This is a genomic window from Niveispirillum sp. CC-CTL257 (genome assembly GCF_059489915.1).
The window spans coordinates 2,353,349-2,375,473 of record NZ_JCAJXE010000001.1; the positions used below are offsets into that span (position 1 = coordinate 2,353,349).

A 22,125-nucleotide genomic window follows, 5' to 3' on the forward strand; every position below is an offset into this window, starting at 1 on the left:
TGGCGGCCAAGCATGGAACGGATATCCCTGTTCCGGGACGTTGTTTTCCCCCGATGGCATGAGGCACAGCCGTGATCCAGAAGAACTGGCAGACTCTCGAAAAGCCGAACAAGTTGGAAATCACGCCGGGAAATGACCCGAAGCGTGAAGCCCTGATCGTTGCTGGCCCGCTGGAGCGTGGTTTCGCTCTGACGCTGGGCAATTCGCTGCGTCGCGTCCTGCTTTCCTCCCTGCAGGGTGCTGCTGTCACGTCGATCCATATCGACGGTGTGCTGCATGAATTCTCGTCGATCCCCGGCGTGCGCGAGGATGTGACGGACATCGTCCTGAACATCAAGGCGATGGCGCTGAAGATGGGTGCCGAAGGCCCCCGCCGCATGCGTCTGCGCGCCGAAGGTCCGTGCAACGTTGTTGCCGGCATGATCGATACCGGTGCCGATATTGAGGTGCTGGACCCCGATCACGTCATCTGCACGCTGGATGCCGGCGCGCGACTGAACATGGAACTGACCGTTCATTCGGGCAAGGGCTATATCCCTGCCTCCATGAACCGTCCGGAAGATGCCCCCATCGGCCTGATCCCGGTCGACAGCATTTTCTCCCCCGTCCGCAAGGTCGCCTACAAGGTGGAAAACACCCGCGTCGGCCAGACCACGGACTATGACAAGCTGCTGCTGACCGTTGAGACCAACGGCGCCGTCACGCCGGAAGACGCGGTGGCCATCGCCGCCCGCATCCTGCAGGACCAGCTGCAGATGTTCATCAATTTCGAGGAGCCGCAGGCAGCCGTGGCCGAGTCGAAGGCGGACGAGATCCCCTTCAACAAGAACCTGCTGCGCAAGGTGGACGAGCTGGAACTGTCGGTCCGTTCGGCCAACTGCCTCAAGAACGACAACATCGTCTATATCGGCGATCTGGTGCAGAAGACCGAGGCGGAGATGCTCCGTACCCCGAACTTCGGCCGCAAGTCGCTGAACGAAATCAAGGAAGTGCTGGCCCAGATGGGTCTGCATCTCGGCATGGAAATCCCGAACTGGCCGCCCGAGAATATCGAGGACTTGGCCAAGCGTCTGGAAGAGCCGTACTGAGCTTGACCTTTCAGGCGGCGGCCCCTATGGTCCGCTGCCTTAACTTCCGGGCATTCCGCCCAAACCTTGCCGTACTGGCCCGAAAGGGTACCGGCGCTTGCAAGGATCGCCATCGGTTCCGCCCAGCGGGGCCATGCTATGAAGGAGAGTACCCATGCGTCATGGAATGTCCGGGCGTAAGTTCAGCCGCACCACCTCCCACCGTCTGGCCATGTTCTCCAACATGGCGAACGCCCTGATCAAGCACGAGCAGATCAAGACCACCCTGCCGAAGGCAAAGGACCTGCGTCCGATCGTCGAAAAGCTGATCACGCTGGGCAAGAAGGGCGGCCTCGCCAACAAGCGTCTGGCCTATGCCGAACTGCGCGACAATGCCGTTGTGGACAAGCTGTTCACCGTCATCGCCGAGCGTTACAAGGACCGCGCCGGTGGCTACACCCGCGTTCTGAAGGCCGGCTTCCGTTACGGCGACAACGCCCCGATGGCCATCATCGAGTTCGTTGACCGCGACGTGGCCGCCAAGGGCCAGGACAGCGGCCCGGTGCTGGTGAAGGACGAGGACGGCGAAGAAGCCGTCGCCTGATCCAGGCCGACCGTTACAGGTTGAGAGAAAACCCGCCAGGAGCGATCCATGGCGGGTTTTTTTGCGATTCTCAGCCAGACATGTATTAAACTCCTTAGTCACTGGATATTTTGACTAACAAGGAGTTTGACATGAAACGGATATCACTCCCATACTTATGCGATATACATAATAAAATCAATAATATTAGAGAAATACCAATAGCGGAAAAGCCATTTCAGGAAATTTTTTATGATCTAATACTCGCAAGAACGGCTATATCTCAACTTCACACGGAGTCTATATATTCGACTTACTTAAAAGTATCATTTGAGTCCTCTCAAAATCTAATTATAATTATTAATAATGAGCTTGAAAACAAAGAATATAATAGAATTGTCAGCCCATATTCTATATCTGCCATAAGACAAGCCGCAGACAATTATAGCATAGCATTAACTTCTGAGTTGGGCATCCTTGATTCATATTTCATAACAAGAAAAGGTCCATTTGATACGTCAAAATTATTGATCAATGGCGAGACGTTGCTTCCTGCAGATTTGGGAGAGAAAGTTCCTGAGGCCATCCAAGACATAAGATCGGCAGCACAATGCTTAGCATACGAAATGCCGACTGCCTGCGCGTTCCACGTTTTTAGAGCCACAGAATCAGTCCTGCGACGATACTACACCCAAACAACAACGGGCTCCCCACCACCACGCGTAAGAAATTTTAGTGTGTATATCGAGGCAATGAGAAAATCCGGAGCCGCTGATGGAAAGATTCTTTCGGCGTTAAAGCAGATGATGGATCTGCATAGAAACCCTCTAATTCATCCAGAGGCGGTACTTACGATCGAAGAGGCAATGTCTGTAATAGGTTTAGCGCGAAGCGTCGTGCAGGCAATGCTTGCTACATTGCCTACCTCGCCACCCACCACAACAATCGCGCCGTTGGATGCACTGACCTAGCACCATCGCCCACGCGCTTACCCGTCATGCCATATCCCCCCTTGGCATAAGGCCACATCCGCGCTAAATAGGCCGCCACCGGGGAACCGAGGCGCTTGGCGCTGACGGCACCCCGGTTTTTTTCGTGCGGGATGGGCGCTGCGGTATCGTGGTTCCTCCCGCCTCATCCACGCACTCGACCTCACCACGCCGGGTCGGTTGATCTTTTGACACGACGCTGGACGACGGAGCCCTTCTTATGCCCCGCACTACCCCGCTTTCTGATATCCGGAATATCGGCATCATCGCCCACGTCGATGCCGGCAAGACGACCACGACTGAGCGCATCCTGTACTATACCGGTCGTAAGCACACGATCATCGACGTTCATGATACCAAGGATCTGAAGACGTCGACGACGACCGACTATATGGAGCAGGAACAGAAGCGCGGCATCACGATTCAGTCGGCTGCCGTGTCCTGCCATTGGAAGGGCAAGAAGATCAACGTCATCGACACCCCGGGCCACGTGGACTTCACCATTGAGGTGAACCGCTCGCTCCGCGTGCTCGACGGCGCTGTCGTGGTGTTCGACGGTGTGGCAGGCGTGGAGCCGCAGACCGAGACGAACTGGCGCCTCGCGGACAACTACAAGGTTCCGCGCATGTGCTACATCAACAAGATGGACCGCTCGGGCGCGAACTTCCGCCGTACCGTGAAGATGGTCGTTGACCGTCTGGGCTCCCGCCCCATCTGCCTGCAGATGCCGATCGGCTCGGAAGACGATTTCCACGGCATGATCGACCTCGTCGAGATGAAGGCTTATGTCTGGTTCTCCGAGGAAAAGGACAGCAAGTGGGAAATCTGGGACGTCACGGATGATCTGGCTGACAAGCTGAAGATCACCAACGCCTATGACCGTGACCTGCTGTCCCAGTACAAGCAGTATCGTCAGGACCTCGTCGAAGCCTGCGTGGAGCAGGACGACGAGGCCATGGAAGCCTATCTGGAAGGCACCGAGCCGTCGGCTGACAAGCTGCGCGAGTGCATCCGCAAGGCCACGCTGAATGGCGCCTTCGTGCCGGTTCTGTGCGGTTCCTCCTACAAGAACAAGGGCGTGCAGCAGCTGCTCGACGCCGTTGTCTGGTACCTGCCGGCCCCGACCGACGTGGAAGCCATCAAGACGGTGGACCCCGATGGTAACCCGAATGGCGAGCGTCTGTGCTCCGACGACGAGCCGTTCTCGGGTCTGGCGTTCAAGGTGCTGAACGACAAGTACGGTTCGCTGACCTTCGTGCGCGTCTATTCCGGCGTCGTCACCAAGGGCACGACCCTGCTGAACGCCACCCGTGGCAAGCGCGAGCGTATCGGCCGTATCGTGGAAATGTTCGCCAAGGACACCAACGATCTGGAAGAATGCCGCGCTGGCGACATCGTCGCCTTCGTGTCGCTGGCCGAAACCGACACCGGTGATACGCTGTGCGATGCCACCGCCCCCGTGGTGCTGGAGCGCATGCGCTTCCCCGAGCCCGTGATCTCCGTCTCGATCGAGCCGAAGAACCGCGCTGACCAGGACAAGTTCGGCGCCGCCATTGGCAAGATGGTCCGTGCCGACCCGTCCCTGCGTCTGGAAACCGACCGTGAGACCGGTCAGACCCTGCTGCGCGGCATGGGCGAACTGCACCTGGAAGTGACCCTGGACCGCGTTCGCACCGAATATGGTGTGGAAGGCGTCATGGGCCGTCCGCAGGTGGCCTATCGTGAGACGATCACCCGTCCGGTCACGCACATCTACACTCACAAGAAGCAGACCGGCGGTTCGGGCCAGTTCGCAGAAGTGAAGATCGTGTTTGAGCCGAAGGAGCGCGGTGAGGGTTACGAGTTCGTCGATCAGGTTGTCGGCGGTACCGTTCCCCGCGAATACATCCCGTCGGTGGACAAGGGCCTGCAGATGCAGAAGGAAGACGGTGTCATCGCCGGCTATCCGACTGTGGACTTCAAGGCCACGCTGATTGACGGCAAGTACCACGACGTCGACTCGAACGCTCTGACGTTCGAAATCGCCGCCAAGGCCTGCTTCCGCGAAGCCATGAAGCTGGCAGGTCCGGTCCTGCTGGAACCGATCATGAAGGTCGAGGTTGTGGTTCCGGAAGATTACCTGGGTGACGTGATCGGCGACGTGAACCGTCGTCGCGGCACGATCCTGGGTCAGCTGGAGCGTGGCAATAACATCGCCGTTGAAGCCCATGTGCCGCTGTCCGACATGTTCGGTTACATCGGTCAGCTGCGCGGCATGACCTCTGGCCGCGGTTCGTTCACGATGGAATTCTCGCACTACGACCCGGTGCCGAGGAACGTCGCTGACGAAATCGTTGCCAAGCAGGGCAAGAACAACTGATCCCAGGTAACCTCGCGTTATCGGTTCAGTCGTAAGGTCGACGGCCGCTCCCCCATCCGGGGGGCGGCCGTTTGCCGTTTCAGGATGTGTCAGATGAATATCCCCTCCTCTCCCTCTGGCAGCCTCGCCACGCCCGATTGGGGCAAGGCGGCACCCGCTTTGTTCGTGCTGCTGTGGAGCACGGGCTTCATTGGGGGCAAGCTGGGCCTGCCGCATGCGGAGCCGCTGACCTTCCTGCTCTGGCGCATGGCGCTGGTGGCCGTCGTGCTGCTGGCCCTGTCGGCATGGCAGAAGGCACCTTGGCCGGCATCCTGGCGGGCGGTGGGCCATATCGCTGTGGCAGGCCTGCTTGTGCATGGCGTCTATCTGGGCGGCGTGTTCGGTGCCCTGAAGCAGGGTTTGCCCGCCGGCACCGTGGCCCTGATCGTCGGGTTGCAGCCGCTGCTGACCGCCCTGGTGGCCGGTCCCCTGCTGGGGGAGCGGATCACGGGCCGGCAATGGCTGGGGTTTGCCCTGGGTCTGGCCGGGGTGACGGCGGTGGTGTGGGAGAAACTGTCGCTGAATATCGGCGGGCCGCTGGGCATCGGCCTGTCTGTGGCAGCCCTGCTGGGTATTTCCATCGGCACGCTCTATCAGAAGCGGCACTGCGCCGACATGGATCTGCGCACCGGTACTACCATTCAGTACGCGGCCACGGGCACCGTGCTGGCCATCGTTGCGCCTTCTACGGAAACCATGCGGATCGACTGGGCAGCTGATTTCATCTTTGCCTTGGTATGGCTCTGCCTCGTCCTGTCGGTGGGTGCCATCTTCCTGCTGTTCGCCCTGATCCGACGTGGAGCAGCTTCGAAGGTGGCTAGCCTGTTCTATCTGGTTCCACCTGTCACGGCCCTGATGGCCTGGGCCTTGTTCGGGGAAAAGCTGGGGCCGCTGGCCTTGAGTGGCATGGTCGTGACGGCAGCAGGCGTGGCCCTGGTGCTGCGTCGGGCCTGATGCCCGTCGCGCGGCGCACCAACCGGCTTGCGTCCACGGCCCCGGCTGGATAAGGTCCCGGCACTTTCCAACATACTTGCCAAGGTAAGAGACACCATGTCTGACGCCGCAACCTCCAATGATGTCGGCGGAATCGCGGCCGACCGCCTGCGTTCCTTCATTGAGCGCATCGAGCGCCTGGAGGAGGAAAAGAAGGGCATCCAGGACGATATCAAGGACATCTATGCCGAAGCCAAGGGCACCGGCTTTGATACCAAGGTGATGCGCCAGATCATCCGCATCCGCAGGATGGAAAAGGAAGACCGTCAGGAAATGGACGCGCTTCTGGAACTGTATAAGGCCGCTCTGGGCATCGAGTGATACCGAGGACCTGATCGACCGTGACGGCCGGGGATTTCCCCGGCCGTTGCCGTTCCCGGGGGTGGCACAGCGGGCTTGACTGCCACGCCGCCTTCAACAAGGGTGTATGACGCGTTCCGCGCCGGAAGGGCTGCGGTTTCCCGTCAAGCCGCCGGAGTGCCATGCTCTCCCTGGACGTTCGTCCCATCTTCTATGTCGTCGGCGCGCTTCTGTCCGTCATCGCGGTTGCGATGGTGGCACCGATGATTGCCGATCTCGCGGCAGGCCAGGATGACTGGCGGGTCTTTGCCGTATCCTCAGCGCTGACTCTGTTTTTCGGTGTCCTGCTGATTTTGACGAATCGCTCAGATCGCATCGCGCTGTCCCTGCGTCAGACCTTCGTGCTGACCACTTTCGCCTGGATCGTGGTGGGGGCCTTCGCGGCCCTGCCCTTCACCTTCGCGGAACATCGACTGAGCTACGCCAACGCCTATTTCGAGGCAATGTCCGGCCTAACCACCACCGGGGCCAGCGCCTATGCCTCGGTGCAGACCCTGCCCCCCGGTCTGCTGCTCTGGCGATCGCTGCTGGTCTGGCTGGGCGGGATCGGCATTGTCGGCATGGGCATCGTGATCCTGCCCTTCCTGCGGGTCGGCGGGATGCAGCTGTTCCGTAGCGAATCCTCCGACAAGTCGGACAAGGTGGTGCCGCGTGCCGCCGACATGGCGCTGGGCTTTGGCTGGGCCTATCTGGCGCTGACCATTGCCTGCATCATCATGCTGCGGCTGGCCGGCATGCCCATGTTCGATGCCATCAACCATTCCATGACGGCGCTGGGCACGGGTGGCTTCTCTACCAAGGACACGTCAATCGGGCATTTTCAGAATGCCGGCGTGGAATGGACCATCATTCTGTTCATGTTTCTGGGCAGCCTGCCCTTTGTCCGTTTCATCTCAATGATCAAGGGCGATACCAAGGCGCTGTGGCGCGACAGCCAGGTTCGCCACTATGCCGCCTTCACCTTGATCGTGGCGGGCCTGCTGGCCCTCTATCTGATCGCCAGGGACCATCTGGAGCCGATGGAGGCGATCCGTCATTCCTTGTTCAACTGTGTTTCCCTGATCACCACCACTGGCTTTGCCTCCACCGACTATCTGGCTTGGGGCCCCGGGCCGGTGGCGTTGTTCTTCATCCTGACCCTGGTGGGGGGCTGCACCGGCTCCACCTCCGGCGGGATCAAGATGTTCCGGTTTGAGATCCTGTGGCTGGCCCTGCGTATGCAGATCAACCGCCTGTTCAGCCCGAACCGGGTTATCCCGCTGACCTATAATGGCAAGCCTGTGGATAATGACGTCATCATCTCGGTGATGAGCTTCACCTTCCTCTATATTGCCCTGATCCTGATCTTCGCCGTCTTGCTGGGCCTGACAGGGCTGGATTATGTGACGGCCATTTCTGCCGCCGCGACGGCGCTGGGCAATGTCGGCCCCGGCCTCAGCACCATGATCGGGCCGGTGGGCAATTACGAACCGCTGCATGATTTCGCAGTCTGGATCATGTCGCTGGCCATGCTGCTGGGCCGGCTGGAACTATTCACGGTCTTCGTTCTCCTCAGCCCCTCCTTCTGGCGCCGGTGAAGCAGCCTCTCGACAGGCCCCCTCCAACAATTTAAACATCTGTTTGAAGGCCTGAGCACAACTCGGGGGCCGCAAATAGATATCGGGAGGGTGCGGGCATGAGCCGGATGGACCGTGGCGAGATCGACTTCATCCTGGATGGCCTGCTGGATCTGGACAGGCTGCTGTCCCGCCCCCGCTTCAGCCACCTGGACCGTGATGCCCTGTCCCAGGTTCTGGACACCGCCGCCGGTCTGGCGAATGAAAAATTCGGACCGCATTATCACGAGGCCGACAAACATGAGCCGGACCGTGTGAACGGCAAGGTCGTCATGCTGCCCGCCGTGAAGGACGCCGTAGACGCCTTTGCCGAAGCCGGCTTCCTGGCCGCCCATCACGACGAGGAACTGGGCGGGCTGCAATTGCCCTGGTGTGTGGTACAGGCGGCCTTCAGCTTCTTCCAGACCGCCAATATCGCTACCGCCGCCTATCCGTTCCTGACCATCGGGGCCGGCAACCTGATCCGCAGCTTCGGCAGCACGGAGCAGCAGTCCAAGTTCCTGGCCCCCATGCTGACCGGCCGGTTCTTTGGCACCATGGCCCTGTCGGAGCCGCAGGCAGGCAGCAGCCTGGCCGATATCCGCACCAGCGCCACGCCCAATGAGGACGGTTCCTACAGCATTACCGGCACCAAACAATGGATCAGCGCCGGTGAGCATGAATTGTCAGACAATATCGTCCATATGGTGCTGGCCAAGATCAAGGGCGCGCCGGCGGGCGTGAAGGGCATCAGCCTGTTCATCGTGCCGCGTTACCGCGTCAATGATGATGGCAGCCTGGGCCCCGACAATGATGTGCGGCTGGTCAGCCTGCTACACAAGATGGGCTATCGCGGCACCACCAGCACCATCCTGTCCTTTGGCGAGGACGGGCGCTGCCAGGGCTTCCTGGTGGGACAGGCCCATCACGGCCTTTCCTATATGTTCCAGATGATGAATGAAGCGCGGATCGGCGTCGGGCTGGGGGCGGCGGCCCTTGGCTATGCCGGCTACCGCTATTCCGCCGAGTATGCCCGCACGCGCCCACAGGGCCGCCCGCTGGAGGCGCGCGATCCGACCAGCCCCATGGTGCCAATCATCGAGCATGCCGATGTCCGCCGCATGCTGCTGCAGCAGAAGGCGGCATCGGAAGGTGCCATCGCGCTGTGCCTGCTCTGCGCCCGGCTGGTGGACGAGGAGAGGACGGCACATGAGGAGGCCGAGCGCCGCCGCGCAACCTTGCTGCTGGAACTGCTGACCCCCATCGCCAAGTCCTGGCCATCGGAACATTGTCTGGAAGCCAATAAATGGGCCATCCAGATCCTGGGCGGCTATGGCTACACCCGCGATTATCCGGTGGAACAATATTACCGGGATAACCGCCTGAACCCGATCCATGAGGGCACCTACGGCATCCAGGCCAATGACCTGCTGGGCCGCAAAGTGTTCATGGACGGTGGTGCCGCGTTTGAAGCGCTGGCCGCCGAAATGGCGACCACGATTACCGCCGCAACCGCACGCCCCGCCCTTGCGGCCCACGCGGCGGGCCTTGGCGAAGCGTTGAGCCGCGTCGCCACCGTGACCGCGCACTTGGGTACGGTGCGGGCCGGCGGACAGGTGGCGCTGTCGCTAGCCAATGCCACCACCTATCTGGAAATGTTCGGGCACACCGTCATGGCCTGGATCTGGCTGCGCCAGGCCCTGGTGGCCGATACCTGGCTCACGGATGGCAAGGGCGATGCCAACCATCTGAATGGCAAGCTGGCCGCCTGCCGCTGGTTCTTCGCCCATGAACTGCCCAAGACAGCGACCCAGGCTGCGATTCTGACCAGCCTGGACCGGACAGTGCTGGATGTGGATACGGCATGGTTATGATGGCCGCTTTCGGTGATGATGAGGTCCGCCGTCCGACCGAAACGCGGCTTCGTGCAACCAAGTGAAACAGAAAACAACAGGGTGTTTCATGTTCCACGCCGTGCCCGTATCGCAACCCAGCGGCTGCGAAGGGGTTCAGGCGCAGGAATGACGTTGATGGGCGGGATTTTACCAGGGTTTGGCGGGGAAGTCAGCAGTTCGCCCCTTTGTGCACCCTGACCTGTCGTTCATGTCCTGTTATGGTGCGGCGCTCCCCCGCCGCCCATGTGACGCATTATGACCGCATCGTTCCTGACCGACATCTGGTACTTCGCCCTGCCATCCGCCGCCCTGAAGCGCGGCAAGATGCAGGCGAAGACTCTACTGGGGCAGCCGGTCCTGTTCGCCCGGGACAATGATGGCATTGCCTTCGCGCTGCGCGATATCTGCCCGCATCGGGGCATTCCGCTGTCCTGTGGCCGATTCGACGGACGGGAGGTGGAGTGCCGCTATCATGGCTGGCGCTTTAGCGGCGATGGCGGCTGCACCGCCATCCCTTCCCTGGTCACCGGCCAGGATTTCGATATCAGCCGAATCAAGGTCCGCCGCTATCCGGTGGCAGAGGCGCAGGGCAATCTGTGGATCTGGATGGGCGATGGCGCGCCGGAGGGTGAGCCGCCGCAGATGCCCGACATGGAAGGAAGGGTGCCCAACCTGACGGAGGTGATGCATTTTCCCTGCCCCGTCGATCATGCCGTCATCGGCCTCATGGACCCGGCGCATGGGCCTTTCGTGCATCAAAGCTGGTTCTGGCGGTCCCCGCGATCCATCCACGAGAAAGCCAAAGCTTTCGGGCCAGCCCTCTTCGGCTTTGCCATGAAGCGGCACCGGCCCTCCTCAAACTCCGCGGCCTATAGGCTGCTGGGGGGCGCACCGGAGACGGAAATCACCTTCCGGCTTCCCGGTGTGCGGACCGAGCATATTGCCGCCGGTCGGCACCGGATCGTCAACCTGACCACCGTCACGCCGCTGGATGCCAATAATACCGAAGTGACCAACAGCTTCTACTGGACCCTGGGCTGGGCCGACCTCGCCAAACCCATCCTACGCCGCTTCGTGCGCCGCTTTCTGGGCCAGGACCGCGATGTGGTGGTGATGCAACAGAAGGGGCTGGCCCATGACCCAACCCTGATGCTGATCAGGGACGCCGACACTCAGGCCCGCTGGTACCACCAGCTGAAGAACGAGTATGAGCGCGCAAGGGCCGAGGGGCGGGACTTCATAAACCCAGTGAAGGATACAGTCCTGCGCTGGAGAAGCTGAGGAGTCCGAAGCAGAGAAGCATAAAAGGGGACGGTCACCCTGTCGGCGACCGTCCCCTTTCTGATCAGTTCGTTCGATCCGTCAGATCAGCCGATGATGGCTTCCAGCTGACGGGTGACCTCATCGATCTCCGCCATGCCATCCACCTGCTTCAACACGCCACGAGAGGCGTAGTAGGGCAGGATGGGAGCCGTATCACGCTCATAGGCTGCCAGACGCTTGCCGAAGGTTTCGGCATTGTCATCGGCACGGCGTGTGAACTCGGTCGAGCCGCAATTGTCGCAGGTACCCGCGACCGCCGTCGGCTTGAACGTGTCATGATAGCCGGTACCGCACTTGGCACAGGTGAAGCGACCCGTGACGCGGGTGACAAGGGCAGGCCCGTCCACCTTCATCTCGATCACATGATCCAGCTTCAACCCCTTGTCAGACAGCATGCTGTCCAGGGCCGCAGCCTGCGGAACCGTGCGCGGGAAGCCGTCCAGGATAAAGCCTTTGGCACAATCCGGCTGATCGATGCGTTCGGAGATCATGGCGATCATGACCTCGTCCGGCACCAGCTGCCCCGCCTTCATGATGGCATCGGCACGCTGGCCCAGTTCCGACCCGCTCCGCACGGCGGCGCGCAGCATGTCGCCCGTCGAAAGCTGCACGGTACCGTACTTCTTCTCCAGGCGCTGGGACTGCGTCCCCTTACCGGCCCCCGGCGGACCCAACAGAATCAGGTTCATCCACGTCTCCCACGCAGCTTGGCCTTCTTGATCAGCCCTTCATACTGATGCGCCAGCAGGTGGGAGTGGATCTGCGCCACGGTATCCATGGTCACCGTGACCATGATCAGCAGGCTGGTACCACCGAAATAGAAGGCGGCACCATATTCCGCCATCATGATTTCCGGCAGCAGGCAGACCACCGTGATGTAGGCGGCCCCCACCACCGTCAAACGGGTCAGCACGAAGTCCAGATAATCGGCCGTGTTCTTGCCGGGCCGGATGCCCGGAATGAACCCGCCATACTTCTTCAAGTTCTCGGCCGTTTCGGTCGGGTTGAAGACGATGGCGGTATAGAAGAAACAGAAGAAAACGATCAGCGCGGTGTACAGCACCATATAGAGCGGCGTGCCATGCGCGACGAAGCGGGTGATCGTGGCCAGCCATTCCGGCCCGCCCGCCGACGAGAAGCCAACAGCCGTCAGCGGCAGCAGCAACAGCGACGAGGCGAAAATCGGCGGGATGACGCCGGCGGTGTTCAGCTTCAGCGGCAGGTGCGAAGCCTCCCCGCCATACATCTTGTTGCCCATCTGGCGCTTCGGATACTGCACGATAAGGCGGCGCTGCGCGCGTTCGAAGAACACGATGCCCGTGATCACGATGACCGCCAGCACCAGCAGGCCCAGGATGAACCAGGTGCTCATGGCACCGGTGCGGCCCAGTTCCAGAATCTGCGCCAAGGCACCCGGCAATGCGGCCACGATGCCGGCAAAGATGATCAGCGAAATGCCGTTACCAACGCCCCGGGCCGTGATTTGCTCACCCAGCCACATCAGGAACATGGTGCCGCCGACCATGGTGATGACGGTCGACAGGCGGAAGAACCAGCCCGGATCGATCACCACGCTGCCGCCGGCCTGATTCATGCCCTCCAGACCTAAGGACAGGCCATAAGACTGCACCAGAGCCAGGGCCACCGTGAGGTAGCGCGTATACTGGTTCAGACGCTTGCGGCCCGACTCGCCTTCCTTCTTCAGCGTCTCCAGCGACGGGGCAACAGCCGTCATCAGCTGAATGATAATCGACGCCGAAATGTAGGGCATGATGTTGAGCGCGAAGATCGACATGCGCTCAACGGCACCACCGGCGAACATGTTGAACATGCCCAGGATGCCGCCCGACTGATTGGCGAAGAAGCTGGCAAAGGCACCGGAATCGATGCCCGGAAGGGGAATGTAAGTCCCCAGGCGGTAGACGATCAACGCCCCCAGGGTAAACCAAATCCGCTTCTTCAGTTCGGTGGCCTTGGAGAAGGCACCGAAATTGATGTTGGCGGCAAGCTGTTCAGCGGCGGATGCCATAAAAGGCCTCTTGGCAAGTCACAGGTCCGGCCGAAACGGAGGGCCGGCCATTCTCACGCGTATCAACAGGACATATGGGCATGTGGTCAACATGAAAAACACCAGCACCAGTATGCCATGTGCATCTGGCAGGTGTCCGTTACACCACAGGACCCGCCATCCGGGCCGTTAACCGCCGCTCTTGTTTCGGGACACAGGGGTAAAGCCATCGGGCGGCAGGGTCAATGCCACCAATGTAGGGGCTGCGGCATCTTGTGCCGACTGTACCGGGCCGGGTTTCAGGTCGCCCGCGTCTCGCTCATCAGACCCACCATATTCCCCTCGCTGTCACGACAGATGGCGAGGTGAATATCCTTGCCGCCAACCCGTGCAATGAGGTGGGCCGGCTGTATGACGGGTGCGCCGGCAGCCTCCAGCGTCGCCTGTGCCGCCGCTGCGTCGGGCACGTTGTAATAAAGGATGGGACCGGCAACCTGTTCCTGCCCTTCCTGCGGCCCCAGCATCAGGCGAGTCTGGCCACACTGAAAGAACGCCAGCGAGGGCGGTGCATCGAACAGATGCGTGAGGCCAAGCACATCGCGGTAAAAGGCCCGCGCTCGGTCAATATTCTGAACAGGAACGGCTACCTGGACAATATGGGACGGGTTCAAAGCCATGGATCGCCTTCCCACGGAATGGTAGTGTTTAGCTAACGACAATTATTAGTAAAACTAACAATGTCCGTAAAGCACCCATATGACCCAGCAGACGGCATCGCCGAGCGGCTGCATTCGGCGTCGATCCGACTGCTGCGTCTGTTGCGGCGGGAAGATGATGACAGCGGCCTGACGGCCCCACGCCTGTCGGCGCTATCCGTACTGGTCTTTGCCGGACCGCGATCACTGAGTGAGTTGGCAGCGGCGGAGCAGGTGCGACCACCGACCATGAGCCGCATTGTTGATGCGCTGGCGGCGGCGGCTCTGGTCAACCGGGAGCCAGACCCGCAGGACAGGCGCGGCGTGCGGATCGCCGCAACAGAGACTGGGCGCGCCCTGCTGCTGGCGGGACGGGCAAGGCGGGTGGCAGCGCTGGAGGCTCGCCTGACGCCGCTCACCGCGGAAGAGCGTGAAACCCTGCGGCAGGCCGCGAAGATCATGGAGCGTGTTCTGCGCTGAGGCGGTATCCGTCTGCCCCAAATGCAAAGACGCCCGGCTCAATCAAGCCGGGCGCCCTTCGCAGCCATACGTCAAGAATTCTCGCCACTCTTGAAATTGGGTACGCCAAACCATCATGGCAGCTCAAAATGCCACGGCTGTAATGCGCCGGGGCGGATGGTGGATCAGAGAAAGTGAACTGGCGTTGCCACCGCCACAGTCTCTTTTGTCACCATCGGTGCCACATCCGAAGGAAAACATAAGCGACTTACTGACGTCAAGTTATTTATCAATCCCATCGCCGGGTCACGACGATCGACGCCAAAAAGCAACAAGGCCCCGGATTGCTCCGGGGCCTTGTCACAAACTCTACCAACCGGGTTGGTGGAACCAATCAGGCCTCAACGGCCGGCAGGTTCACCTTGCCACCAGCAGCCTCGACCGCAGCGACGGCACCGGCGGAAGCGCCAGCCACGTCGAAGGTCACGGCGGTCTTGATGGCGCCCTTGTTCAGCAGACGCACGCCATCGGCGGAAACACGCACCAGGCCGGCCTTCACCAGCGCCTCGGCGTTCACCGTCTCGGCGGCGTTCAGACGACCGTCATCGATGGCCTTCTGCACAGCGCCCACGTTCACCACGGCGTAATCCTTGGCGAACGGAACGTTGGAGAAGCCACGCTTCGGCAGACGGCGATGCAGAGGCATCTGGCCGCCTTCGAAGCCCTTGATCGAGACGCCGGTACGGGACTTCTGACCCTTGACGCCACGGCCACCGGTCTTGCCCTTACCGGACCCGATACCGCGACCGATGCGCATGCGAAGCTTGCGTGCGCCCGGGTTTTCACTGATTTCGTTGAGCTTCATGGTCTTGATCCTTCAGGCCGTATCGGGGAAACCTCTTACGAGGCCTCCTCGACGCGCACGAGGTGCCGAACCTTGTTGATCATCCCACGGACAGCCGGCGTATCTTCCAGCTCGCGGGTGCGGTTCAGCTTGTTGAGACCCAGACCGATCAGGGTCGCACGCTGGTCGCTCTGGCGGCCAATCGGGCTCCCCGTCTGGGTCACGATGACGGTGTTCTTGTCAGCCATTTACGCGGCCTCCTTCTCGCCTTCGCGCTTGCCCAGGATATCGGACACGCGACGACCACGACGGGCAGCCACCGAACGCGGGCTGACGCACTGCGTCAGAGCGTCGAAGGTCGCCTTGATCATGTTGTGCGGGTTGGAAGTGCCGACCGACTTGGTCACCACGTCCGCCACGCCCAGGGCTTCGAAGATGGCGCGCATCGGGCCACCCGCGATGATGCCGGTACCCGGAGGAGCGGCACGCAGCACGACCTTGCCGGCACCGAAGTGACCGAACACGTCATGATGCAGCGTGCGACCCTCGCGCAGCGGCACGCGGATCATGGAGCGCTTGGCCTGCTCAGTGGCCTTGCGGATAGCCTCCGGCACTTCGCGGGCCTTGCCCGAACCGACGCCGACGCGCCCCTTGGCATCGCCAACAACCACGATGGCAGCGAAGCCGAAGCGACGACCACCCTTAACCACCTTGGCGACACGGTTGATCCCGACGAGCTTCTCGACGAGATCATCACCTTCGCGTTCCTCACGACGATCACGGTTTTCACCGCGCTCGCGGCGCTCGCCGCGATCACGGTTCCGCCGCTCACCCTCGCCGCCGGCCGCGCTGTTCTCATTACGAGCCATGCTAACCCCCTTAGAACTGCAGGCCGGCTTCGCGGGCGGCGTCGGCCAAAGCCTTCACACGCCCGTGATACAGGTACTGACCACGATCGAAGTAAACGGTGCTGACACCCTGTGCCACGGCGCGTTCGGCAATCAGCTTGCCGACCACCTTGGCCGCCTCGATGTCGGCGCCGGTCTTCAGGGCTTCGCGCAGATCCTTCTCCAGGCTCGACGCAGAAACCAGCGTGCGGCCGGCCTCGTCGTCGATGATCTGGGCGTAGATATGCTGGCTCGACCGGAAGACCGAGAGACGAGCGCGCCCGCTGCCGACCTTGCGGAGCCGGGCGCGCACCCGCGCCTTGCGGCGCGCGTTGAGATCCTGTTGCTTGCTCATCGTCGTCCGCCTTACTTCTTCTTGCCTTCTTTGCGGATGATCGTCTCGTTATCGTACTTGACGCCCTTGCCCTTATAGGGCTCAGGCGGACGATAGGAGCGGATCTCCGCAGCGATCTGACCAACTTGCTGCTTATCAGCACCGCTGATCGAGATGGACGTCGGCTTGTCGCACTTCATCGTGATACCCGCGGGAATGGGGTAGCGGATGTCGTGCGAGAAACCCAGGTTCAGCACCAGCTCCGAACCAGCGACGGCGGCCTTGTAGCCGACGCCGGTGATTTCGAGATTGCGGGTGAAACCCTTGTCCACACCGGTCACCAGGTTGGCAACGTTGGTACGGGCGGTGGCCCAGTTCTGGCGAGCGCGGACCGTTTCGGTACGCGGCAGGACGGTAATCTTACCATCCTCCAGCTTGGCCTCGATTTCGTCGATCAAGTTCAAGCTGAGCTGACCCAGCTTGCCCTTGGCGGTGACAGTCTGACCGGTGACCTGGACGGTAACGCCGGCCGGCACCGGCACCGGATGCTTTCCGATACGGGACATGTGGCCGTGCTCCTTAGAACACCTTGCAGAGGACTTCGCCGCCGACATTGGCAGCGCGGGCCTCTACATCAGACATGACGCCGCGAGGCGTCGACAGGATCGAAATACCGAGGCCATTATAGACCCGCGGCAGATCGGCGATCTTCGAATAGATGCGGCGGCCCGGCTTGGAAACGCGGTGCACTTCCTTGATAACCGGCTCGCCTTCGAAGTACTTCAGTTCGATGCGCAGGGACTGCACACCGGGACGGTCTTCCTCCACGGCATAACCGCGGATGTAACCTTCACGCTTCAGGACTTCCAGCACATTGGTGCGGAGCTTCGACGCGGGGCTCGTCACGACCGACATACGGGCCTTCTGACCGTTACGAATACGGGTCAGCATATCGCCCAGGGGATCGCTCAGGCTCATTACCCGACCCTCCTTACCAGCTGGACTTGGTCATGCCCGGGATCTGGCCATTGCTGGCGAGATCACGCAGGGCGACACGGCACAAGCGGAACTTGCGATAGAAGGCGCGCGGACGCCCCGTCAGCTCGCAACGGTTCCGGATGCGGGTACGGCTGCCATTGCGGGGCAGCTGTGCCAGCTTCAGGACAGCCGTGAAACGCTCCTCATCGGAGAGTTCGCGGTTCTTAGCGGTCGCCTTGAGGGCGGCGCGCTTTTCCCGGTGCTTGGCCGCCAGTTCAGTGCGGCGCTTGTTCTTCTCGATAGAGCTCTTCTTAGCCATTGGTCCCCGCCTCCCCGGCGAAAGGCATGTCAAAACCCTTCAGGAGAGCCTTGGCTTCCTTGTCGGTCTTGGCCGTGGTGACGAAGATGATGTCCATGCCGCGGATATCGTCCACCTTGTCGTAGTCGATTTCCGGGAAAATCAGCTGTTCCTTCAGGCCCAGCGCGTAGTTCCCGCGGCCATCGAACGCGTTGCCGTTGATGCCGCGGAAGTCGCGGACGCGCGGCAGCGCGATAGTGACCAGACGATCCAGGAACTCATACATGCGGTCGGCGCGCAGGGTGACTTTGCAACCGATCGGCATGCCTTCGCGCAGCTTGAACTGGGCGATGGACTTGCGAGCCTTCGTGATCACGGGCTTCTGGCCAGTGATCGCAGCCAGCTCAGCGGCAGCCTGCGTCACCTTCTTGCCGTCGCTGGCGGCTTCGCCAACGCCCATGTTGATCACGATCTTCTCGAGACGCGGAATCTGCATGTCGTTGGCGTAGTTGAACTCCGCCTTCAACTTTGCACGCAGGGTCGCGTCGTAGCGTTCTTTCATACGAGCAGCCATGGCGCGCCTCACTCGATCACTTCGCCGGAAGCCTTGGCGAAACGGACCTTACGGCCGTCTTCCAGCGTCCGGAAGCCGACGCGGGTCGGCTTGTTGGTCTTCGGGTCGAGGATGGCGACGTTGGACAGGTCCAGCGCCGCTTCGATCTCGACGATGCCGCCCTGCTGCATCGGGGTCTGACGCTGGTGCTTCTTCACCAGGTTAACACCGCGCACCTTGACACGGCCCTCGGACGGCAGAACGGCGATGACTTCGCCGGTCTTGCCCTTGTCCTTACCGGTGATGACAGCGACCTTGTCGCCCTTGCGGATCTTCGCAGCCATCAGAGCACCTCCGGCGCCAGCGAAATGATCTTCATGAACTTCTTGCCGCGCAGCTCACGGGTCACGGGCCCGAAAATGCGCGTACCGATCGGCTCGCCCTGCTTGTTGATCAGCACGGCGGCGTTACGGTCGAAGCGGATGACGGAACCGTCCTCGCGGCGCAGTTCCTTGGCGGTGCGAACGATGACCGCGCGCTGCACGTCACCCTTCTTAACACGGCCGCGCGGGATGGCCTCCTTCACCGACACGACGATAACATCGCCGATGGCGGCGAAGCGACGACCAGCGCCGCCCAGCACCTTGATGCACTGCACCCGGCGCGCGCCGCTATTGTCCGCGACTTCCAGGTTGGTTTGCATCTGAATCATGGAATGTCTTCCTTATCTTCAGGCGTTCGGAGTGTCGCCAGCGGCCGGAGCCACGACGACGGTCCACCGCTTCGACTTGGAGATCGGACGGCATTCTTCGATCTGGACGGTGTCGCCGATCTTGAACGCGTTCGCCTCGTCGTGGGCGGCGTACTTCTTGGACTGCTTGATGAACTTCTTATACACAGGATGCATAACGCGACGTTCGACCAGGACGGTGACGGTCTTGTCACCCTTGTCGGACACCACGGTACCCTGCAGGACGCGACGGGGCATCGTTAACCCCTCCTCAGGACGCGGACGCAGCAGAAACCTGCTGGCCCAGGATGGTCTTGATGCGGGCGATGTCGCGACGCACCACACGAACCCGCGCGGTATTCTCCAGCTGGCCGGAAGCCTTCTGGAAACGCAGGTTGAACTGCTCCTTCTTGAGCTGGAGGAGCTGATCGTTCAGCTCGTCCGTGCTCTTGCCGCGAAGGTCAGTAGCCTTCGTCATGCCTCACCCCCTTCACCCAGACGGGTGACCATACGCACCTTGATCGGCAGCTTTGCAGCAGCCAGTTCGAAAGCGCGGGTGGCCAGCTCAGCCGGAACACCATCGACTTCGAACATGATACGGCCCGGCGCAACGCGCGCGGCCCAGAATTCGGGCGAACCCTTACCGGAGCCCATGCGCACTTCCGCCGGCTTCGAGGACACGGGCAGATCCGGGAAAATCCGGATCCAGACGCGACCCTGACGCTTCAGGTGGCGGGTGATAGCGCGACGCGCCGACTCGATTTGACGAGCCGTAATACGCATCGGCTCGACAGCTTTCAAGCCGAAAGCGCCGAAATTAAGTGTGGTACCGCCCTTCGAGGCGCCGTGGATACGACCCTTGTGCGCCTTGCGGTACTTGGTACGCTTCGGACTCAGCATGGCATGTAGCCTTCTCTATATCCCTTGCCAGTATCCGGATGATCAGCGAGCAGCCGTCTGTTCCGCGGCGCGCTTGTCTTGCGCCATCGGATCGTGGGCCAGCACTTCACCCTTGAACACCCACACCTTGACACCGCAGGTGCCATAGGTGGTCTTCGCGGTGCCAACACCATAGTCGATGTCAGCACGCAGGGTGTGCAGCGGAACGCGGCCTTCGCGGTACCATTCGATACGCGCAATTTCCGCGCCGCCCAGACGGCCGGAGCAGTTAATACGGATGCCCTGGGCACCCAGACGCATCGCCGACTGCACAGCGCGCTTCATGGCGCGACGGAACGCCACACGGCGCTCCAGCTGGCTGGCGATGTTCTCGGCGATCAGGCGGGCGTCCAGCTCCGGCTTGCGGATCTCGACGATGTTCAGGTTCACCTCGGAACCAGCCATCTTGCTGAGCTCGGAGCGCAGCTTTTCGATGTCCGCACCCTTCTTGCCGATCACCACACCCGGACGGGCCGTGTGGATGGTGACGCGGGCCTTCTTGGCCGGACGCTCGATGATGACGCGGCTGACGCCAGCGGCCTGCAGACGGGTCTGCAGGTATCCGCGCAGCTTCAGGTCCTGATGGAGCAGCTTGGCATAGTCGCGGTCGGCGAACCAGCGGCTGTCCCAGGTCCGGTTGATACCGACGCGCAAGCCGATCGGATTAACTTTCTGACCCATTATTCAGCGGCCCCCTCGGCCTTGTCCTCAGCGCGCTCACGCACGATCACGGTCAGGTTGCTGAACAGCTTCTCGACACGGGCGCCACGACCGCGAGCGCGGGCATGGAAACGCTTCATGACCAGAGCCTTGCCGACCGTCGCGTGGGACACGAACAGGCGGTCAACGTCCAGCTGGTGGTTGTTCTCGGCGTTCGCGATGGCGGACTGGAGGACCTTCTTCACTTCGCCAGCGATACGACGCTTGGAAAATGTCAGAAGGGCGACAGCTTCACCAGCGGACTTTCCACGGATCAGCTGTGCAACCAGGTTCAGCTTCTGCGGGCTCGTGCGGATCATTCCGCCGAACGCCTTGGCCTCAGTCTCGCTGAGGCGCCGTTCTGCAGCCGGCTTTCCCATGATTACTTCCTCTTCGCCTTCTTGTCGGCCGCATGGCCGTAGAACGTACGGGTCGGCGAGAACTCACCGAACTTGTGACCGATCATATTCTCGGTCACCAGCACCGGCACGAACTTCTGGCCATTGTAGACGCCGAAGGTCAGACCAACGAAATGCGGCAGGATCGTGGAACGACGCGACCAGATCTTGATGATCTCGTTGCGGCCCGACGCACGCGCCTTGTCTGCCTTCTTCAACAGGTAGCCGTCAACGAACGGCCCCTTCCAAACGGAACGAGTCACGGCAGCACTCCCTTACTTAGCGCGGCGGCGGATAATGAGCTTATCCGTGCCCTTGTTCTGACGCGTCTTCTTACCCTTGGTCGGCTTGCCCCACGGCGTGACCGGGTGACGGCCACCGGAGGTACGGCCTTCACCACCGCCGTGCGGGTGATCGATCGGGTTCATAGCGACGCCGCGAACGGACGGACGCTTGCCCAGCCAGCGGTTACGACCGGCCTTGGCGATGACCACGTTGGACTGGTCCGGGTTGGACACAGCACCGATGGTGGCCATGCACTCGCCACGGACCATGCGCAGCTCGCCCGAGGGGAGCTTCAGCTGGGCATAGCCCTGATCGCGACCGACCAGCTGCAGGTACGTGCCGGCGGAACGAGCCAGCTGACCACCCTTGCCGGCCTTCAGCTCCACATTGTGGATGATGGTCCCGACGGGGATGTTCTTCAGCGGCATCGCGTTGCCGGGCTTCACGTCCACCTTCTCGCCGGAGATGACAACGTCACCGGCCTTCAGGCGCTGCGGAGCCAGGATGTAGGAGAGGGTGCCGTCCTCGTACTTCACCAGAGCGATGAAGCCGGTACGGTTGGGGTCATATTCCAGGCGCTCAACGGTCGCCGGCATATCGAACTTCGTGCGCTTGAAGTCGATGATGCGGTACGTGCGCTTGTGACCACCACCCATGCGGCGAGCGGTGATGCGACCCGTATTGTTGCGACCGCCAGAGCCCGAGAGGCCCTCGGTCAGCATCTTGACGGGCTTGCCCTTGTGCAGTTCCGAACGGTCCACCAGTACCAGCTGGCGGAGGCTCGGCGTAATCGGACGGAAAGTCTTCAAAGCCAT

General features: G+C 61.4%; 30 protein-coding genes. 10 read left to right on the forward strand and 20 right to left on the reverse strand.

What is annotated here, in order from left to right; genetic code table 11:
- Window positions 1–71: 71 nt before the first annotated feature.
- The 9 genes from ABC729_RS10990 (at window position 72) to ABC729_RS11030 (ending at window position 11,161) form a co-directional block, all read left to right on the forward strand.
- Entirely contained in the window at window positions 72–1,088 is a 1,017-nt protein-coding gene (locus ABC729_RS10990; protein ID WP_054168334.1) for a DNA-directed RNA polymerase subunit alpha, read from the forward strand.
- Window positions 1,089–1,242: 154 nt separating this feature from the next.
- Window positions 1,243–1,671, forward strand: a complete 429-nt coding sequence (gene rplQ / locus ABC729_RS10995; RefSeq protein WP_495607638.1) for a 50S ribosomal protein L17 — start codon at window positions 1,243–1,245, stop codon at window positions 1,669–1,671.
- 131 nt (window positions 1,672–1,802) lie between these two features.
- Window positions 1,803–2,621 carry a hypothetical protein gene (locus tag ABC729_RS11000; protein WP_495607639.1) on the forward strand — a complete coding sequence of 273 codons (819 nt, stop codon included), beginning with the start codon at window positions 1,803–1,805 and terminating at the stop codon, window positions 2,619–2,621.
- Window positions 2,622–2,859: 238 nt separating this feature from the next.
- Window positions 2,860–4,998, forward strand: coding sequence for an elongation factor G (gene fusA, locus ABC729_RS11005; RefSeq protein ID WP_495607640.1), 2,139 nt, complete (start codon window positions 2,860–2,862; stop codon window positions 4,996–4,998).
- Window positions 4,999–5,091: 93 nt separating this feature from the next.
- On the forward strand, window positions 5,092–5,991 hold the full coding sequence (locus ABC729_RS11010) for a DMT family transporter (protein ID WP_495607641.1): 900 nt from the start codon (window positions 5,092–5,094) through the stop codon (window positions 5,989–5,991).
- A gap of 96 nt (window positions 5,992–6,087) precedes the next feature.
- Window positions 6,088–6,351: a DUF2312 domain-containing protein gene (locus tag ABC729_RS11015; protein WP_054168339.1), complete on the forward strand. Its 264-nt coding sequence runs from the start codon at window positions 6,088–6,090 to the stop codon at window positions 6,349–6,351.
- A 161-nt stretch (window positions 6,352–6,512) separates the two neighbouring features.
- Window positions 6,513–7,967, forward strand: a complete 1,455-nt coding sequence (locus ABC729_RS11020) for a TrkH family potassium uptake protein (protein WP_495607642.1) — start codon at window positions 6,513–6,515, stop codon at window positions 7,965–7,967.
- Between the two features lie 98 nt (window positions 7,968–8,065).
- Window positions 8,066–9,859 carry an acyl-CoA dehydrogenase family protein gene (locus ABC729_RS11025; protein WP_495607643.1) on the forward strand — a complete coding sequence of 598 codons (1,794 nt, stop codon included), beginning with the start codon at window positions 8,066–8,068 and terminating at the stop codon, window positions 9,857–9,859.
- Between the two features lie 276 nt (window positions 9,860–10,135).
- Entirely contained in the window at window positions 10,136–11,161 is a 1,026-nt protein-coding gene (locus ABC729_RS11030; RefSeq protein ID WP_495607644.1) for a Rieske 2Fe-2S domain-containing protein, read from the forward strand.
- 86 nt (window positions 11,162–11,247) lie between these two features.
- Here ABC729_RS11030 and ABC729_RS11035 read toward each other — a convergent pair whose 3' ends face one another.
- From ABC729_RS11035 to ABC729_RS11045, 3 genes are all read right to left on the reverse strand, one after another.
- Window positions 11,248–11,892 (reverse strand): adenylate kinase, encoded by a 645-nt coding sequence (locus tag ABC729_RS11035; RefSeq protein ID WP_495607645.1) that lies wholly within the window; start codon window positions 11,890–11,892, stop codon window positions 11,248–11,250.
- The gene (gene secY, locus ABC729_RS11040) at window positions 11,889–13,232 is read right to left on the reverse strand and encodes a preprotein translocase subunit SecY (protein WP_495607646.1); all 1,344 of its coding nucleotides are present in this window, start codon (window positions 13,230–13,232) and stop codon (window positions 11,889–11,891) included. The genes ABC729_RS11035 and secY overlap by 4 nt, the downstream gene beginning before the upstream one ends.
- A gap of 278 nt (window positions 13,233–13,510) precedes the next feature.
- Window positions 13,511–13,888 (reverse strand): VOC family protein, encoded by a 378-nt coding sequence (locus tag ABC729_RS11045; protein ID WP_495607647.1) that lies wholly within the window; start codon window positions 13,886–13,888, stop codon window positions 13,511–13,513.
- A gap of 60 nt (window positions 13,889–13,948) precedes the next feature.
- Between ABC729_RS11045 and ABC729_RS11050 the strand changes: the two genes are divergently transcribed.
- Window positions 13,949–14,386 (forward strand): MarR family winged helix-turn-helix transcriptional regulator, encoded by a 438-nt coding sequence (locus ABC729_RS11050; RefSeq protein ID WP_495607648.1) that lies wholly within the window; start codon window positions 13,949–13,951, stop codon window positions 14,384–14,386.
- 373 nt (window positions 14,387–14,759) lie between these two features.
- Here ABC729_RS11050 and rplO read toward each other — a convergent pair whose 3' ends face one another.
- Genes rplO through rplB form a run of 17 tightly spaced genes read right to left on the reverse strand, consistent with a single transcriptional unit; the run spans window position 14,760 to window position 22,125 of the window.
- Window positions 14,760–15,230 (reverse strand): 50S ribosomal protein L15, encoded by a 471-nt coding sequence (gene rplO, locus ABC729_RS11055; RefSeq protein WP_495607649.1) that lies wholly within the window; start codon window positions 15,228–15,230, stop codon window positions 14,760–14,762.
- Window positions 15,231–15,265: 35 nt separating this feature from the next.
- The gene (gene rpmD, locus ABC729_RS11060) at window positions 15,266–15,457 is read right to left on the reverse strand and encodes a 50S ribosomal protein L30 (RefSeq protein ID WP_094456267.1); all 192 of its coding nucleotides are present in this window, start codon (window positions 15,455–15,457) and stop codon (window positions 15,266–15,268) included.
- The gene (rpsE, locus tag ABC729_RS11065; RefSeq protein ID WP_495607650.1) at window positions 15,458–16,078 is read right to left on the reverse strand and encodes a 30S ribosomal protein S5; all 621 of its coding nucleotides are present in this window, start codon (window positions 16,076–16,078) and stop codon (window positions 15,458–15,460) included. It abuts the gene before it with no gap.
- 10 nt (window positions 16,079–16,088) lie between these two features.
- A complete protein-coding gene (rplR, locus tag ABC729_RS11070) occupies window positions 16,089–16,451 on the reverse strand; it encodes a 50S ribosomal protein L18 (RefSeq protein ID WP_495607651.1) in 363 nt (120 codons plus the stop codon).
- An 11-nt stretch (window positions 16,452–16,462) separates the two neighbouring features.
- Window positions 16,463–16,996 carry a 50S ribosomal protein L6 gene (gene rplF / locus ABC729_RS11075; RefSeq protein WP_495607652.1) on the reverse strand — a complete coding sequence of 178 codons (534 nt, stop codon included), beginning with the start codon at window positions 16,994–16,996 and terminating at the stop codon, window positions 16,463–16,465.
- A gap of 13 nt (window positions 16,997–17,009) precedes the next feature.
- A complete protein-coding gene (rpsH, locus tag ABC729_RS11080; protein WP_054168352.1) occupies window positions 17,010–17,408 on the reverse strand; it encodes a 30S ribosomal protein S8 in 399 nt (132 codons plus the stop codon).
- A gap of 13 nt (window positions 17,409–17,421) precedes the next feature.
- Window positions 17,422–17,727 carry a 30S ribosomal protein S14 gene (gene rpsN, locus ABC729_RS11085; RefSeq protein ID WP_094456272.1) on the reverse strand — a complete coding sequence of 102 codons (306 nt, stop codon included), beginning with the start codon at window positions 17,725–17,727 and terminating at the stop codon, window positions 17,422–17,424.
- On the reverse strand, window positions 17,720–18,280 hold the full coding sequence (gene rplE / locus ABC729_RS11090; protein ID WP_054168354.1) for a 50S ribosomal protein L5: 561 nt from the start codon (window positions 18,278–18,280) through the stop codon (window positions 17,720–17,722). The genes rpsN and rplE overlap by 8 nt, the downstream gene beginning before the upstream one ends.
- An 8-nt stretch (window positions 18,281–18,288) precedes the next feature.
- Complete coding sequence (gene rplX / locus ABC729_RS11095) at window positions 18,289–18,606, reverse strand: 50S ribosomal protein L24 (protein WP_342752431.1); 318 nt, start codon at window positions 18,604–18,606, stop codon at window positions 18,289–18,291.
- On the reverse strand, window positions 18,603–18,971 hold the full coding sequence (rplN, locus tag ABC729_RS11100) for a 50S ribosomal protein L14 (protein WP_054168356.1): 369 nt from the start codon (window positions 18,969–18,971) through the stop codon (window positions 18,603–18,605). The genes rplX and rplN overlap by 4 nt, the downstream gene beginning before the upstream one ends.
- Before the next feature lie 18 nt (window positions 18,972–18,989).
- A complete protein-coding gene (rpsQ, locus tag ABC729_RS11105; RefSeq protein WP_054168357.1) occupies window positions 18,990–19,247 on the reverse strand; it encodes a 30S ribosomal protein S17 in 258 nt (85 codons plus the stop codon).
- 13 nt (window positions 19,248–19,260) lie between these two features.
- On the reverse strand, window positions 19,261–19,467 hold the full coding sequence (rpmC, locus tag ABC729_RS11110; protein WP_054168358.1) for a 50S ribosomal protein L29: 207 nt from the start codon (window positions 19,465–19,467) through the stop codon (window positions 19,261–19,263).
- On the reverse strand, window positions 19,464–19,889 hold the full coding sequence (gene rplP, locus ABC729_RS11115) for a 50S ribosomal protein L16 (protein ID WP_054168359.1): 426 nt from the start codon (window positions 19,887–19,889) through the stop codon (window positions 19,464–19,466). The genes rpmC and rplP overlap by 4 nt, the downstream gene beginning before the upstream one ends.
- A 42-nt stretch (window positions 19,890–19,931) precedes the next feature.
- Entirely contained in the window at window positions 19,932–20,609 is a 678-nt protein-coding gene (gene rpsC, locus ABC729_RS11120) for a 30S ribosomal protein S3 (protein WP_416573397.1), read from the reverse strand.
- Window positions 20,609–21,007, reverse strand: coding sequence for a 50S ribosomal protein L22 (gene rplV, locus ABC729_RS11125; protein ID WP_054168361.1), 399 nt, complete (start codon window positions 21,005–21,007; stop codon window positions 20,609–20,611). Before rplV ends, rpsC begins: the two co-directional genes overlap by 1 nt.
- Before the next feature lie 2 nt (window positions 21,008–21,009).
- A complete protein-coding gene (gene rpsS, locus ABC729_RS11130) occupies window positions 21,010–21,288 on the reverse strand; it encodes a 30S ribosomal protein S19 (RefSeq protein ID WP_054168362.1) in 279 nt (92 codons plus the stop codon).
- A 12-nt stretch (window positions 21,289–21,300) separates the two neighbouring features.
- Window positions 21,301–22,125: a 50S ribosomal protein L2 gene (gene rplB / locus ABC729_RS11135; protein WP_495607653.1), complete on the reverse strand. Its 825-nt coding sequence runs from the start codon at window positions 22,123–22,125 to the stop codon at window positions 21,301–21,303.

What these genes read in the sequence shown, in the direction of transcription:
- rplQ (WP_495607638.1), top strand. Translation starts at nt 1,243, where the DNA reads ATGCGTCATGGAATGTCCGGGCGTAAGTTCAGCCGCACCACCTCCCAC.
- ABC729_RS11000 (WP_495607639.1), top strand. Translation starts at nt 1,803, where the DNA reads ATGAAACGGATATCACTCCCATACTTATGCGATATACATAATAAAATC.
- fusA (WP_495607640.1), top strand. Translation starts at nt 2,860, where the DNA reads ATGCCCCGCACTACCCCGCTTTCTGATATCCGGAATATCGGCATCATC.
- ABC729_RS11010 (WP_495607641.1), top strand. Translation starts at nt 5,092, where the DNA reads ATGAATATCCCCTCCTCTCCCTCTGGCAGCCTCGCCACGCCCGATTGG.
- ABC729_RS11015 (WP_054168339.1), top strand. Translation starts at nt 6,088, where the DNA reads ATGTCTGACGCCGCAACCTCCAATGATGTCGGCGGAATCGCGGCCGAC.
- ABC729_RS11020 (WP_495607642.1), top strand. Translation starts at nt 6,513, where the DNA reads ATGCTCTCCCTGGACGTTCGTCCCATCTTCTATGTCGTCGGCGCGCTT.
- ABC729_RS11025 (WP_495607643.1), top strand. Translation starts at nt 8,066, where the DNA reads ATGAGCCGGATGGACCGTGGCGAGATCGACTTCATCCTGGATGGCCTG.
- ABC729_RS11030 (WP_495607644.1), top strand. Translation starts at nt 10,136, where the DNA reads ATGACCGCATCGTTCCTGACCGACATCTGGTACTTCGCCCTGCCATCC.
- ABC729_RS11035 (WP_495607645.1), bottom strand. Translation starts at nt 11,892, where the DNA reads ATGAACCTGATTCTGTTGGGTCCGCCGGGGGCCGGTAAGGGGACGCAG.
- secY (WP_495607646.1), bottom strand. Translation starts at nt 13,232, where the DNA reads ATGGCATCCGCCGCTGAACAGCTTGCCGCCAACATCAATTTCGGTGCC.
- ABC729_RS11045 (WP_495607647.1), bottom strand. Translation starts at nt 13,888, where the DNA reads ATGGCTTTGAACCCGTCCCATATTGTCCAGGTAGCCGTTCCTGTTCAG.
- ABC729_RS11050 (WP_495607648.1), top strand. Translation starts at nt 13,949, where the DNA reads ATGTCCGTAAAGCACCCATATGACCCAGCAGACGGCATCGCCGAGCGG.
- rplO (WP_495607649.1), bottom strand. Translation starts at nt 15,230, where the DNA reads ATGAAGCTCAACGAAATCAGTGAAAACCCGGGCGCACGCAAGCTTCGC.
- rpmD (WP_094456267.1), bottom strand. Translation starts at nt 15,457, where the DNA reads ATGGCTGACAAGAACACCGTCATCGTGACCCAGACGGGGAGCCCGATT.
- rpsE (WP_495607650.1), bottom strand. Translation starts at nt 16,078, where the DNA reads ATGGCTCGTAATGAGAACAGCGCGGCCGGCGGCGAGGGTGAGCGGCGG.
- rplR (WP_495607651.1), bottom strand. Translation starts at nt 16,451, where the DNA reads ATGAGCAAGCAACAGGATCTCAACGCGCGCCGCAAGGCGCGGGTGCGC.
- rplF (WP_495607652.1), bottom strand. Translation starts at nt 16,996, where the DNA reads ATGTCCCGTATCGGAAAGCATCCGGTGCCGGTGCCGGCCGGCGTTACC.
- rpsH (WP_054168352.1), bottom strand. Translation starts at nt 17,408, where the DNA reads ATGAGCCTGAGCGATCCCCTGGGCGATATGCTGACCCGTATTCGTAAC.
- rpsN (WP_094456272.1), bottom strand. Translation starts at nt 17,727, where the DNA reads ATGGCTAAGAAGAGCTCTATCGAGAAGAACAAGCGCCGCACTGAACTG.
- rplE (WP_054168354.1), bottom strand. Translation starts at nt 18,280, where the DNA reads ATGGCTGCTCGTATGAAAGAACGCTACGACGCGACCCTGCGTGCAAAG.
- rplN (WP_054168356.1), bottom strand. Translation starts at nt 18,971, where the DNA reads ATGATTCAGATGCAAACCAACCTGGAAGTCGCGGACAATAGCGGCGCG.
- rpsQ (WP_054168357.1), bottom strand. Translation starts at nt 19,247, where the DNA reads ATGCCCCGTCGCGTCCTGCAGGGTACCGTGGTGTCCGACAAGGGTGAC.
- rpmC (WP_054168358.1), bottom strand. Translation starts at nt 19,467, where the DNA reads ATGACGAAGGCTACTGACCTTCGCGGCAAGAGCACGGACGAGCTGAAC.
- rplP (WP_054168359.1), bottom strand. Translation starts at nt 19,889, where the DNA reads ATGCTGAGTCCGAAGCGTACCAAGTACCGCAAGGCGCACAAGGGTCGT.
- rpsC (WP_416573397.1), bottom strand. Translation starts at nt 20,609, where the DNA reads ATGGGTCAGAAAGTTAATCCGATCGGCTTGCGCGTCGGTATCAACCGG.
- rplV (WP_054168361.1), bottom strand. Translation starts at nt 21,007, where the DNA reads ATGGGAAAGCCGGCTGCAGAACGGCGCCTCAGCGAGACTGAGGCCAAG.
- rplB (WP_495607653.1), bottom strand. Translation starts at nt 22,125, where the DNA reads ATGGCTTTGAAGACTTTCCGTCCGATTACGCCGAGCCTCCGCCAGCTG.